Genomic DNA, 13,135 nt, shown 5'->3' with positions numbered 1-13,135 from the left:
TTGTCCGCAACTTTAGGGTTGTACGGAAGAAAAACGAAGGTTGAGGCTTTGCATGAAGAAGAAGGCTGTATGGGTTGGGGCTGTGGCAGCGAGGTATTATTCCTGTACCGTCCCCTACGGTCAGATTGTTACCTACGGTAATATTGTCTGTGACTCTCAGCAAAATGGTTTGACCTGCGGAAATATTATAACCGGCCAGGGCGTCTTTATGAGTCGTGAAGGCTACCGCACTTTTTCTTTCTAGTTCTCAGACCAGATAAGGTTTTCTCGTGAAAAAAATCTCTCTCATCTTCTCAGCCTGTGCCTTGCTAGCTCTCACCGCCTGCCAGCAGGAAGAAGTTATTACCCGCACTGACCCACAAACCGCTTCAGCAAGCGTCAGCTCAGCCACTCCCGCGGTGGAAGTAACGACCGAAACTGCCACCCCTGAGCCCACTCCCGAACCGACCACTGAAGAGCCGACCCCGGAACCTACCCCTGAGGATCCCTTCCCCGGCTCTGTTTTCGCTGAGAACGGCGTGACCTTCTTCGTTCCCCTGGATTATGTGCAGGACGCTAGCCCCGCCCAGGCCGAGATTTTTGTCTACCAGTTCACCCAGTACCGTAGCACCGATGACGCCGCAGGCCGCTTTATGGTGGGCACCCCCTATGTTGATGAGCAGGGAAGAAGCGCAGAAGAGAACGAAAAAGAAATCGTGGCTCGACTCACCCCTGCCTGGTCTATCAAAGAAACCGTTGAAACTATCAGTTACACCCGTGCGGACGGGGTCAGGGTCATTCGCTCTGAGGTTCGTTTCGCATCGGGCAACAACCCCGGCTATATTTTCACCCTCGATAATGGGTACGAGCTAATGCACGTTGCCATTCTGGTTGATGACACCAACCCTGATTTCTTGCAGAAGATTGAGGACTCTATCGGGTTCGCCTGGTAGAAGCAGGTAGCTTCAGCAGCAGCTCATCAGTAAAGCGGGCAGAGCCACCAGTGGCTCTGCCCGCTTTACTGCCCCAAAACAGTGCAGGGAGGGCGCTTTGACCCTGATTTATTGTTCTTCGCTAGATGGTTCGGGGGTATGTAGTTCCGCTACACCCTCAGAAAGGGCTATGAACTCATCAATATCCTCCTGCGTCGCATAGGGCACAGGGGTGGTGAGTAGCTCATTCACGCTGGAGCGAAAAATATAGCTGAGATTAACCGGGTCTGACCCTTTACCGCCGATAATCGCCTTAGTGGTTAGGCCGTAGCAGAGCATAGTGAGCTGGTTAGCCTCTACCTTGATATCGGTCCCAGCTTTGAGCTGGCCTGCCTCATCAAGGTGTTGCAGCATGTCGTGGAAGAAGGTGCGGATGCGCTGGAGGCTAGCAGCGGCAATCTCTTTCACCTCGGGGGTGGACCGCAACTCAGCAATCATGCCCAAAGTAATGCGGGAAAATGCGCGACTGCGCGGGGTGAGAGGAACGAAATGCTCCATCATTTTCACAGTGTTTAGTACATCCTGGCCTTTCACTGAGACTGCCCTCATGCTCGCTTCGTTCTCAAGACCAATCAGCTCAAGGGCATAGGTCACCAACTCCACCCGGCTATCAAAAGAATGACGCAGGGAGCCGGTGGAGATACCTGCTTCAGCGGCGACGTTGCGAATGGTGATAGCGCTAACGCCCCGCTCGGTGAGGAGCTTCCAGACAGCTTGGGAGATAACTTTTTTGCGTTCGTCGTGATCAATGAGTTTAGGCATTGAAGAACTCCTGACTAAAGTAGCCCTTGCCGTGGCCCTCGGGGTAGGCAAAAACTTCAAGTAGGTTCTTAAAGTGGGTGAACATGGGGGCCATGAGCTCTTCCTCGCTGGCCTCATTATCGGTGAGGAGGTAGAGGCAGTTGATACCCCATAAGATGGCCACTACTTTTTCAACTTCCAGCTCAATATCGATATCGGGGCGCACAAATCCGTGAGCACGTAGCTGGGTGAGTAGGAAGCCGTAGGCGTAGAGGAAGTCCTCTTCTTGGGCCTGCAGAATCTTAGCAATACCGGGGATTGTGGAGGCGTTGCCTAGCATACCTGCTGCTACAGTGATGAAGAGTTTGCCTTCTTCAGAAACGGGGGAGAGGCTGCTGTAGATATCTTCGAGACTGTAGATAAGTTCCTTGTCATAGATTCGGCTTGTTAAGGTTCCTATAAAACGCTTGCCGGCATAGTCAAGTGAGAACTGTAGCATCTCTTCGTGGGAGGGGAAGACATGGCGTAGGGACCCTGTGGAGATACCGGCTTCGGCAGCTACAGTGCGTACTGAGACACCACGGATACCTTCACGGGCTAGAACCGACCAGACTGCCTGGGCGATTTCTTTTTTTCGTTCTTCATGGTTGATGAGTTTTGGCACAGATTTATTGTAAACGAATGGAATAGCGACAAGGTGATGGTGTTCAGGGCAGAGCACAATGGTGTAGGCATCGACCAGTAGTTCCCCGCACAGCGCAACCCCTTGCATAGGGCTAATTGTTTACGCCACAATAAAACTATGGCTACTACACATCTTGAAGGCAATGACGTACAGACCGTAGGCGACCTGCCTGCCGTAGGTTCCAAGGCACCGGAATTCACCCTAGTGGGTACCGACCTCGACACCGTAAAATCAGACTCATTCGAGGGTAAGAACCTAGTTCTGAACATCTTCCCCTCCATCGACACCGGCGTATGCGCCACCTCCGTCCGCAAGTTCAACGAAGAAGCATCCAAGCTGGAGAACACCACCGTTGTGTGTGTCTCCAAGGACCTCCCCTTCGCATTCGAGCGCTTCTGCGGCGCTGAAGGCATCGAGAACGTTGTTTCAGCTTCGGCTTTCCGCGACTCCTTTGGTGAAGACTACGGCGTCACCATGGCCGATGGCCCCCTGGCTGGCCTGCTGGCCCGCTCCGTTGTGGTTATCAACCCCGCCGGTGAAGTCATCTACACCCAGCTGGTAGACGAAATCACCACCGAACCCGACTACAAGGCAGCTCTCGAAGCTCTCTAAAACCAAGATCACTTACGCGGTGGGTATATCCCTTCCGCCTGCTGACCCTCTCCCAGCTCGCGCTGGGGCGCTCGCTGGGATTCATGCCAGCCCCAAGGCAGCAGGCTTTCAGGGATATACCCACCGCTATGTGTGTAGGTGCTTGGCGTAGCTACCTCTTGTCTCTAGAGCACCTAATTAGCAAGGACGACGCAGACAGCCGTGCCTGCCATAAGAGAAAGAACACCTATGACCGACAAAACCACCCGCACCCAAGACCCTAATTACCGGGCCGTGATTGTCGAACGGGTAGCCTCCCGCCACTACCGGGCCACTAACGCCAAAGGTGACACCCTAGACTTCGGGCAAGGCGAGGGGCTACTCACCCCCGTCGAACTACTTTTAGCAGCTATCGCAGGGTGCTCAGCTATCGACGTAGATGTAGTTACCAGCCGCAGAGCAGAACCCGAAACTTTCACTGTCCACTCATCAGGGCTGCGCACAGTCGATGACAATAAGGCCGTTAGCCTCGATAACATCGAAGTCAGCTTCAACGTGCGCTTCCCCGCCACCGATGAGGGCGCTAAGGCCCGCTCCATGGTAGACCGCCTCATTAAACTTTCCGCCGAAAAAGATTGCACCGTCTCCCGCACCGTCGAACACGGCGCATCTGTCACTTTCATCAACGAAGATACACAAAACTAAATCACCCTTTCATACCGGGCAGTGCAGGGCGCTGGCGGTGGTAGTCTAAAGTCTGTCTTTATGCCCTTGGGCGAACCTATTGGGGCGCCCACACCATTGAAAGTAGCCCCCTATGTCTACTGACGCGCACTCTGTACGTGCCGGGCAGGCCAGCCCGGGCGGTGCCCCCACCCCCACCAAAGAAGAGCTCAAGCGTGGCCTGGCCAGCCGCCACCTCTCCATGATCGCTATTGGTGGCGCTATCGGCACCGGCCTTTTCGTGGCCTCCGGCTCCACCATCGCAGAGGCTGGCCCCGGCGGTGCCCTGCTGGCCTATGCGCTCATCGGTATTATGGTGCTGCTGCTCATGCAGTCCCTGGGTGAGATGGCAGCGAACCTGCCGGTTGCAGGGTCCTTCCAGACTTTTGCCTCCCGCTACGTCTCAGACTCTTTCGGTTTTGCCATGGGCTGGAACTACTGGTTCAACTGGGCTATTACTGTAGCTGCTGAGCTGGTGGCTGCTGGCGTCATTATGTCCTACTGGTTGCCCGGTATTCCCGGCTGGGTATGGGCTGGGGTATTCCTGGCCATCATTCTGGGCATCAACGTGCTCTCAGCCCGTTCTTACGGCGAATCAGAGTTCTGGCTGGCTACTATCAAGGTGGTTACGGTCATTGTCTTCCTGATTGCCGGTGTTGCCATGATTTTTGGTATTTTGGGCAACCACGATAACGGTTTCGCCAACTGGACCGACGGCGAAGCCCCCTTTAAGGGCGGGTTCCTCTCCATTATGGCTATCTTCATGGTCGCTGGGTTCTCCTTCCAGGGCACTGAGATGATTGGTGTTGCCGCTGGTGAGTCTGAGAACCCCCGCCGCGATGTGCCCCGAGCCCTCAAGAGCGTCTTTTGGCGCATCATGCTTTTCTATATTGGCGCTATCGCTGTTATTGGCACCTTGATCCCTTACACCCACCCCAACTTGCTGCGGGCGGACGCCACCGACGTCGCCTACTCACCTTTCACCATGGTTTTTGAGAATCTGGGTGTTGCTTTTGCCGCGTCGGTGATGAATGCCGTCATTCTGACTGCGATTCTTTCTGCCGGTAACTCGGGCCTTTACGTCTCATCCCGTATGCTCTACGCCCTGGCTCTTGAGGGGCGTGCTCCTAAGATTTTTGCCCGCGTGAACTCCCGTGGCATCCCCATGCCTGCCCTGCTGATGACTGCTGCTATTGGCCTGTTTGGGTTTGTGTCTGCTGTGGTGGGTGAGGGTTCTGCCTACACCTGGCTGATTAATATTTCTGGGCTTTCTGGGTTTATTACCTGGGTGGGTGTGGCTATCTGCCATTACCGCTTCCGCCGCGCTTACGTGGCCCAGGGCAAGGATGTGAACGACCTGCCTTATAAGGCTCCGCTCTTCCCCATTGGCCCGTTTGTTGCGCTGCTGATGTGTCTGATGGTGATTGCTGGGCAGAACTATAACGCTATTTTTGCGGGCCACTGGTTTGAGGTTGTTTCGGCCTACATCGGTCTGCCCATCATTATTGGTGTCTGGCTGGTGCACAAGCTGGTAACCGGCTCAAAGACTATTCCGCTCAAGGACGTGGACGTTTCGGGACTTGAGGTCTCAGGCAAGTAAGTTTCTTTGTGAGAAAGGGGAGGGTGCCGGGTTTTCCGGGGCCCTCCCTTGTTTATAGGGTAGGACGCCTGTGAGCGGGGGAGCGGGCCGGGCTAGAATGGTGTGGTTTGGTCTTGTTTTCTGTGTAAGTGTTCTGGGTTGAAAGGTGTGGCCGGGTGGCTAAGCTCTATTTCCGTTTTGGCGCTATGAATTCGGGTAAGTCTACTGCGCTGTTGCAGGCTGCCCATAACTATGAGGAGCGGGGCCAGCGGGTGCTACTGGCTAAGCCGCAGGTGGATACTAAGGGCGATACGGAGATTGTGTCCCGCTTGGGCGTGACCCGCCAGGCTGATTTTTTGGTGGGGGTGGACGATTCTGTGCGCGAGCTTTTCCACGCTGCTGCTGAGCCTAATGCTGATGACGACCGTATGCACTGGCACCTGCCCGTCTCGTGCCTGCTGGTGGACGAGGCCCAGTTTTTGACCGCCGCGCAGGTGGATGACCTGATGCGGATTGCGGTGGTAGAGAACGTGCCGGTGATGTGCTACGGCATCCGTACGGACTTTAGGACGCGGGCTTTCCCCGGCTCTGCCCGCCTGCTGGAGATCGCCCACACCCTTGAGGAACTGAAGACTATTTGCCGGTGCGGACGCAAGGCTTTGTTCAATGGTCGCACCGTTGATGGAAAGTTTGTTTTTGCCGGCGACCAGGTGGCCATCGATGGTGTGCATGTGGGCTACGAGTCGCTCTGCCCCACCTGCTACCTGGAGGAATCGGGCGGCAAGCTCTACCAGTAGCGGGCTCTGAATATTACCTCTCGTAGCGCTCTAAGTTCTTCAGCTACGCATAAACACCTGGCTTATTTCTAGTAGTTTCGCCGACATCATCGTGACTATCACCCAGCCAATCGCAAAATGACAGAGTAGAACTCACTAGCTTTTACCCTGTTTCTGAACAAGTGGCTGTCGACAGACAAATAGGTATTCTAGCCACTCCTATGGGAAATATCGGATGTGACACTTGGGCAGCCGATGGTATAGCAACCTGTGGTGTGAAGTCTTATTTTGGCGAGAATAAATACCCTAATAATACTGGGATCAGGCCGAGCTGGATTTTTGCGTTAGATGATGATGCTTCTACGGTAGAAGTCGCTCCGCGCGGAGATGCTATGTTCTTCATGATTGGTGAGCAAGTGGGAGTCCCGCCTCAGATACTTGAGTACGGCACTTCTGTGTAATATGGGTCTATCAAGTGCAGGTCAGAGATAGAAGCTCTAACCTGCACCAAGATGAAAAAGGGCAGGGCGTCACGATGATTGCTGAAGGCTATCCAACTTTCTGATTACTGCATCTGGAGAGGACAACGGTGAAGTAGTTGATATTAAATTCTCCTTGAGATGCTTATAGACAATAAACAAGATGAATTGTAAACTCTGCATTTTGTAAATCTCGGGATTAACTGAGGCTTCTCTTAACAAAGATTTATATACCGAACCTAGCCCAGACGTCGAAAATTCTAACCGTTTAGAGCACGATTTGGCATTTAGCAATATCAAATCGGGCAGGTTACTTGATTTTCTATTTTAGCTTGGTCCAGTGTTAGCTAGGTAGCGCTTCTAAAAATATTGCGGGTTGTGCGTGGGCTGCTTTTCATTCTTTGCGTGAAAGGGAGGTTGAATAAACATCAAAAAACTTTGCAATAATATTATAGTCGAAGCTATTATTAATAGGAAGTAGAGTTAACCCTCCTGTAGAGGTTGATTTTTTTAAAATATCATTAACGTCCTCATTTAGATAAGGTTTATCTTCGTTTTCACCATTTGATATAGACCATTCTGCTATTTCTTTTTCAAAAGAATTATATTTAATTGAGTCAAATAATAGGTCGATTCTCTGGTAGCTTAAATGGTTGTGGTATAGAACACCAGATATTTCTAAGTTGCGTATGAAACGTTCAGAGGTTATGGATTTATATAGATCTTCGTATAGGTGTATTGCAAAGTCTTCAATTGTTGTGCTTGATTCTTCTTTAAGAACTAAAACATTGTCTTTGAAACTTCCAGCCGGGTTTTCCTCTCTAAAGTATTTACCGTACTCTTTTGCTAGATGGATAATGGGGGAATCTGAAATATCGCTTATTAATTTAGTGAAATCATCTGATTGAAGTTTTTCGAGCAATTCTTTTCTGTGGTAGTCTTTGCATCTTGAAAATATATCTTTTGCACGCTTGAGGGTCCTTGTGTTTTCCATGTTTTTATACTTTTTACAAATATTATTAAACTCCTCTAGTTGCTGCGCTATTTCTCGTTCGCTAGGATTGAAATCAAAATTTTCTTTATGAAGACTACCGTTACACTCATATAATAGCTTATTCAAACAATATTCGTATATATAATCAGCGATGATTATTTGTTGTGAATAGTTTGAAATGCTCCAATGTATGTTGCAATGATAGTTTATATTTAGATCTTTTCTGGCTAAATTGTCGTTGAAATTGATTAGGTGGTCAGCAAGATACATATCGAGGCTTATTCAAAAGTAGAAGCACACCCCACACCCACCAACTAAACAACGACCCCACCAACGTACAACCAGGCTAACAACTACGCAAAACGCCCACGCTACTACAAATCCTAAACAACCACCTCACCTGAGGAAAACCAGGAGACAGACCACCAGCCCTCATCCTATCCCAGGCACTCACAGCACCAGGAGCACTGCTCATCAACGGGACACTAATACCGGTCTGGAACTGGCGCTCACTAGGTAAAACCAACGTCTCTGGTCAGCACAAACAGGCCCGGTGCAATCACCAAGTCCTCTGCGCCATCAACGGTAAGCTTCTGCTCATCACTGACCGGCTACCTGGTGCTCGGCACGATGCTTATGCCCTCAAAAAGCATGGTGTAGATAGGTACGTAGATGAGATACCTCTAGCTGATAAAGGCTAGGTAGGTTTGGGGCTACTGACACCACCCAAGGGGCAAACCCGGCGGTGAAGACATCGAAGGCTGTCAAGGACAATCATCGTGTGATGAACAGGGTGCGAGCTGTGGTGAAACGTGTCATCGCTCAAATCAAGACTTGGCGGATTCTTCAGACGGGGTTTAGGCGGCCGTTGGGGTTGTGTGGGCGGGTGTTTTCGGTGGTGCGGGGGTTGGTGTTTTTGGCTGCGGGTGGGACTTTTGAATAAGCCTCATCGGATATTGCCTGGTTTTTTAAACTTGGCGCTGAGATGTTAAGGTTGTAATTGTTTTCAATATCCTCAAGTTCATTTAGTATTTCATCTATCCAAAAAACAATGAATTCTATACTGGGCCTGTCGTTGGGATTAAAGGAAATCATTTTTTCTACAATGGTATCTACTCTGTATAGGACCGGGTGTACATCAGCAATCTTGATGTAGTTCGTGCCAGCCGGATTTCTTCCAGTAAGAATTTCATTAATGATTAGGCCAGCTGAGTAAATATCTACTTTTTTAGTAATTTCCTCGAAAGATTCTCTTTTTTGTTCCGGGGCTAGATAAGAACGGTTGGCTAAAAGATCCTTTTTTGGGTTAAGTTGGATCCAGGGAAGTGCGAGATTCCAAAATCTGTTATTACGGCTAATCCAGTATCTTCGATTAGAATATTTTCTGGCTTGAGATCTCTGTGAATGATATCTTTATCGTGTATGTATTTTAGGCCTTCAAGTACATCGCGTATGATTTTTAGTTGACATTTAATGCGTAAAAAATATTTAGGGTCAGAAAAATGAAGAGGTCTAGTATTTAAATTTTCTAGATGTTTTCTTAAGTCGCTGCTATAAAGCGGCATTAAGTATGCTATCAGACCTTTCTGGAGGTCATCGGGGGAGGGGACAATTTCTTCGAACTGAATAATGTTTACTATATTTTTATGATTAATTTCCGAAACGGTGAGAACTTCCTGCTTAGCCCTGAGATACTCATTCTTATCTTTGTTAATAGATTTGTTTGGGACTTTTAATGCAAATTTATTTCCATTATTGTCTTGGACGAGTCGTATTGACCCTTGTCCGCCTTGTCCAATTTGCTCCCCGCTGATGGGTGAGTATTTATTTTTTTCTTTGTTAAAATATTTTAATATTTCTTTAGTTTTCATAATAAATAAAAAGGTGCACTCCAAATTTTCTTGGATAAAATATTGAAGTGCACCTAACGTTTCCTTGTAGTTAAAACTACTTCTTCAACCCATCCACCACGTCATTCAGCGTGGCGCTGGGGCGCATGACGGCTGATGCCTTGGCGTCCTCGGGCTTGTAGTAGCCGCCTAGGTCGGCGGGGGAGCCCTGGGCGTCCAGCAGCTCAGCCACAATCTTCTCCTCGTTCGAGCCCAGAGCCTCAGCTACCGGGGCGAACTTAGCCGCCAGATCGGCGTCCGCGCCCTGAGCAGCCAGCTCCTCAGCCCAGAACTTGGCCAAGTAGAAGTGTGAGCCACGGTTATCAATCTCGCCCACCCGGCGGGAAGGTGACTTGTTCTCGTTCAAGAAAGTACCGGTCGCCTTATCCAGGGTGTCAGCCAGAACCTGGGCAGAAGCATTACCGGTGGTCTTGGCCAGGTGCTCAAAGGAAGCCGCCAGGGCCAGGAACTCACCCAAAGAATCCCAGCGCAGGTGGTTCTCTTCCAGAACCTGCTGAACGTGCTTGGGGGCAGAACCACCAGCGCCGGTCTCAAAGAGACCACCACCGTTAATGAGTGGAACAATGGACAGCATCTTGGCTGAGGTGCCCAGCTCCAGAATGGGGAAGAGGTCGGTCAGGTAGTCACGCAGCACGTTGCCTGTCACCGAAATGGTGTCCTCACCCTTGCGGATGCGGTCAATGGAGAACTGGGTTGCCTCAGCAGGAGCCAGAATGCGGATATCCAGACCTGAAGTGTCGTGCTCGGGCAGGTACTTCTCGACCTTGGCAATCAGGTTTGCGTCGTGGGCCCGGTTCTTATCCAGCCAGAAGATAGCGGGGGTCTGGGAGTCGCGGGCGCGGGTGACGGCCAGCTTGACCCAGTCCTGCACGGGGACGTCCTTGGTCTGGCAGGCACGCCAGATATCACCGGCAGACACCTCATACTCAATGAGTACCTCCCCTGCAGAGTTCACCACCTGAACCTTGCCGTCCGCCTCAAGCTGGAAGGTCTTATCGTGAGAACCGTACTCCTCAGCCTTCTGGGCCATCAGGCCCACATTGGGCACAGTGCCCATAGTGGTGGGGTCAAAGGCGCCGTTGGCGCGGCAGTCCTCAATAACAGTCTGGTAGACACCCGCATAGCAAGAATCAGGGAGCACAGCCAGCGTGTCAGCCTGCTGGCCGTCCTTACCCCACATCTTCCCGGAAGTACGAATCATAGCGGGCATGGAAGCATCCACAATCACATCTGAAGGGACATGCAAGTTAGTAATACCCTTATCAGAATTGACGTAAGCCAGCTCCGGGCCCTCAGCCAGGCCCTTCTCAATCAGCTCACGAACCCCACCCTGAATATCAGCAGGCAGAGAATCAATACCGGAGATAATAGCGGCCAGGCCATTGTTACCGTTCAACCCTGCCGCATCCAACTGCTCACCATAGGTCTCAAAAAGCTCAGAGAAATAAGCGCGCACCACACGGCCAAAAAGAACAGGGTCAGAAACCTTCATCATGGTGGCCTTCAAATGCACCGAGAAAAGCACACCCTCAGCCTTCGCGCGGGCAATCTGCTCAGCCAAGAACTTATCGAGCTCAGCTACATTCATGTAGGTGCCGTCCACAATCTCACCGGCAAGCACCGGAAGAGATTCCTTCAAAACAGTCACAGTACCATCAGCACCCACATGCTGAATCTTCAGAGTGTCGTCAGCCCCCATAATCACGGACTTCTCGTTAGAGAAAAAGTCATCATGGCCCATGGTGGCAACATTAGTCTTAGAATCAGCTGACCAGGCCCCCATAGAATGAGGGTTCTTACGGGCATAGTTCTTAACAGACAGGGGAGCGCGGCGGTCAGAGTTGCCCTCGCGTAGAACCGGGTTCACAGCGGAGCCCTTCACACGGTCGTAGCGGGCGCGGACGTCCTTATCCTGCTCGGTCACAACCTCATCAGGGTAATCGGGGATCGCGTAGCCCTTACCCTGCAACTCGGCGATAGCAGCCTTAAGCTGCGGTACGGACGCAGAAATGTTAGGCAGCTTGATGATGTTAGCTTCGGGGGTCTTCACCAGATCGCCCAGCTCGCTCAGGGCGTCCTCAACCTGCTGCTCTGCAGGGAGAATATCACTGAACTGGGCCAGAATACGGCCGGCAAGTGAAATGTCACGGGTCTCTACCTCAACACCAGCAGTTGAAGCGTAAGCCTCAAGAATAGGTAGGAAGGAGTAGGTCGCCAGCAGCGGAGCCTCATCGGTGTGGGTGTAGATAATCTTTGCCATGAAGGGGCATCTCCCTTGTCGCTTGTGGGCAGTTTCTATCTCAAGAATACAACGCTGTGCCCCAGCTCTCTGAAATTTGAGCTGGGCAGAGACAGAATATGACAGATACAAGTAATCCAACTACCAGCAGGCTCCGCTTGCTACGGCGCTCAAGAATCACCTGCTCATAGCAGGTATAGGGCACAAACTTATTGCGCTGATTTTACGTAGATTTCGTCAACAGCCGACGCCAGGCCCCCAGCGTAATCCTGCTTCGCCAACTGAGGAATCAAGGACGTCTCCACAATCTTGGCAGCCTCATTATCGGTCAGAGTTCCCCGAAGCTCCGAACCTCGAGCAATGAAAACCGCCTTGCCCTGCTTATCTACCGCAATAATTGCGCCCTTCTGACGGAACTCAGCATTGTCGGAACCATCAATCAGACGCTGAACTTCTACCTTGAACTGATCCATCTTCTGGTCATACAGGTAAACCTGTACCAGCGGGGACCCATGCTCATCAATTTTCTGGCGAATCTGATTGGCTAGCGCTTCTTCCTGCTCCTGCGACAGCAAATCACCGGCATCATGTACCACATCGGACGTAGCAAGACTGTAGGTTTCTGAGGCGCTAGGAATAGAACCTTGGTTAGCTTGCTCAGAAGAACAACCGGTCAAGCCTGCACCTGCAAGGAGGGCAAGAGTAAGAGTTTTAGTCAAGAATGAGTTTTTCATAGAGGTAACCTCTCAAAATAGCTGGCGAGTGAGAACCAAGTGCTAGTAAAAATAATGCAGATAGTGGGGGTGCAACCACACGGTTACACCCCCACTATCTATGGGAAGAAGTGGCCCTCACCGCTTGCAGCAGGAGGGTAACACCTCAGTGGTAAAGGCTATAAACCTTAGGCCTGGAAGCGGCGGGCAGCAACAACTGCGCCTGCACCCAGAACCAGGACAGCCAGACCGCCCAGGGCGAGCAGAGTGGCGTTGGAAGCACCAGTCTGAGCCAGGTTCTGCTGCTGAGCGTTGTTAGCAGCGGGAGCCTGAGCGGCAGGTGCCTGAGCGGCAGGTGCCTGAGTGGTGCCGTTTGAAGCTACCGGTGCAGCAGCTGCTTCAGTTTCTTCTACAGCAGGTGCAGAAGTCTCATCAGCGGCGGGAGCGGAGGTCTCTTCAACTGCAGGAGCGGAAGTCTCCTCAGCAGCAGGGGTTTCCTCTACTGCAGGAGCGGAAGGCTCGTCAGTAGCAGGGGTCTTGTCGTCAACTACGATGGTTGAAGGGTCGATGGTGGGCTTGGGCTCAGCAGTGGTGCCGGGGCCGTTGATGCCGATGTGACCTTCAGGCAGTTCGTGAGTAACGCCAGGGCCCTTGTCAGTAACCAGGGGAGCTTCTTCGATGGGAGCGGGGTTCAGGTTCTCGTTGACCCATACTGAACCGTTGTCGATGGTGCC

14 protein-coding genes are annotated in these 13,135 nt (G+C 51.5%); 6 read left to right on the top strand and 8 right to left on the bottom strand.

Features of this window, described 5'->3' with window-relative positions:
- The first annotated feature begins 52 nt into the window (after positions 1-52).
- Together ACEE09_RS00070 and ACEE09_RS00065 are read left to right on the top strand one after the other, a co-directional pair.
- Positions 53-244: a hypothetical protein gene (locus ACEE09_RS00070; protein WP_449081009.1), complete on the top strand. Its 192-nt coding sequence runs from the start codon at positions 53-55 to the stop codon at positions 242-244.
- 25 nt (positions 245-269) lie between these two features.
- Positions 270-932 (top strand): hypothetical protein, encoded by a 663-nt coding sequence (locus ACEE09_RS00065; protein ID WP_449081008.1) that lies wholly within the window; start codon positions 270-272, stop codon positions 930-932.
- Between the two features lie 108 nt (positions 933-1,040).
- Here the strand turns inward: ACEE09_RS00065 and ACEE09_RS00060 are convergent, their stop codons facing one another.
- Together ACEE09_RS00060 and ACEE09_RS00055 are read right to left on the bottom strand one after the other, a co-directional pair.
- A complete protein-coding gene (locus tag ACEE09_RS00060) occupies positions 1,041-1,733 on the bottom strand; it encodes a TetR/AcrR family transcriptional regulator (protein WP_449081007.1) in 693 nt (230 codons plus the stop codon).
- On the bottom strand, positions 1,726-2,376 hold the full coding sequence (locus tag ACEE09_RS00055; RefSeq protein WP_449081006.1) for a TetR/AcrR family transcriptional regulator: 651 nt from the start codon (positions 2,374-2,376) through the stop codon (positions 1,726-1,728). The genes ACEE09_RS00060 and ACEE09_RS00055 overlap by 8 nt, the downstream gene beginning before the upstream one ends.
- A gap of 138 nt (positions 2,377-2,514) precedes the next feature.
- On the opposite strand from ACEE09_RS00055, the gene tpx reads away from it, so the two are divergent.
- From tpx to ACEE09_RS00035, 4 genes are all read left to right on the top strand, one after another.
- Positions 2,515-3,009, top strand: coding sequence for a thiol peroxidase (tpx, locus tag ACEE09_RS00050; protein ID WP_449081005.1), 495 nt, complete (start codon positions 2,515-2,517; stop codon positions 3,007-3,009).
- A 228-nt stretch (positions 3,010-3,237) separates the two neighbouring features.
- A complete protein-coding gene (locus tag ACEE09_RS00045; RefSeq protein WP_449081004.1) occupies positions 3,238-3,693 on the top strand; it encodes an OsmC family protein in 456 nt (151 codons plus the stop codon).
- A 112-nt stretch (positions 3,694-3,805) separates the two neighbouring features.
- Positions 3,806-5,311, top strand: a complete 1,506-nt coding sequence (locus tag ACEE09_RS00040) for an amino acid permease (protein WP_449081003.1) — start codon at positions 3,806-3,808, stop codon at positions 5,309-5,311.
- Positions 5,312-5,466: 155 nt separating this feature from the next.
- The gene (locus ACEE09_RS00035) at positions 5,467-6,087 is read left to right on the top strand and encodes a thymidine kinase (protein ID WP_449081002.1); all 621 of its coding nucleotides are present in this window, start codon (positions 5,467-5,469) and stop codon (positions 6,085-6,087) included.
- A gap of 852 nt (positions 6,088-6,939) precedes the next feature.
- Here the strand turns inward: ACEE09_RS00035 and ACEE09_RS00030 are convergent.
- The 6 genes from ACEE09_RS00030 to ACEE09_RS00005 form a co-directional block, all read right to left on the bottom strand.
- Positions 6,940-7,539: a hypothetical protein gene (locus ACEE09_RS00030; protein ID WP_449081001.1), complete on the bottom strand. Its 600-nt coding sequence runs from the start codon at positions 7,537-7,539 to the stop codon at positions 6,940-6,942.
- Positions 7,540-8,385: 846 nt separating this feature from the next.
- On the bottom strand, positions 8,386-8,634 hold the full coding sequence (locus ACEE09_RS00025) for a hypothetical protein (protein WP_449081000.1): 249 nt from the start codon (positions 8,632-8,634) through the stop codon (positions 8,386-8,388).
- Positions 8,635-8,825: 191 nt separating this feature from the next.
- Entirely contained in the window at positions 8,826-9,410 is a 585-nt protein-coding gene (locus ACEE09_RS00020; protein WP_449080999.1) for a protein kinase domain-containing protein, read from the bottom strand.
- A gap of 76 nt (positions 9,411-9,486) precedes the next feature.
- Positions 9,487-11,709: an NADP-dependent isocitrate dehydrogenase gene (locus tag ACEE09_RS00015; RefSeq protein WP_449080998.1), complete on the bottom strand. Its 2,223-nt coding sequence runs from the start codon at positions 11,707-11,709 to the stop codon at positions 9,487-9,489.
- Positions 11,710-11,897: 188 nt separating this feature from the next.
- Positions 11,898-12,422, bottom strand: a complete 525-nt coding sequence (locus ACEE09_RS00010; protein ID WP_449080997.1) for a TPM domain-containing protein — start codon at positions 12,420-12,422, stop codon at positions 11,898-11,900.
- Positions 12,423-12,589: 167 nt separating this feature from the next.
- A partial coding sequence (locus ACEE09_RS00005; RefSeq protein ID WP_449080996.1) for an LPXTG cell wall anchor domain-containing protein occupies positions 12,590-13,135 on the bottom strand: 546 nt, incomplete at its 5' end.

Source organism: Rothia sp. 88186D007BW (genome assembly GCF_053544215.1).
Note: the sequence above shows the minus strand (reverse complement) of the source record. Positions and strands in the feature narration are given on the sequence as shown.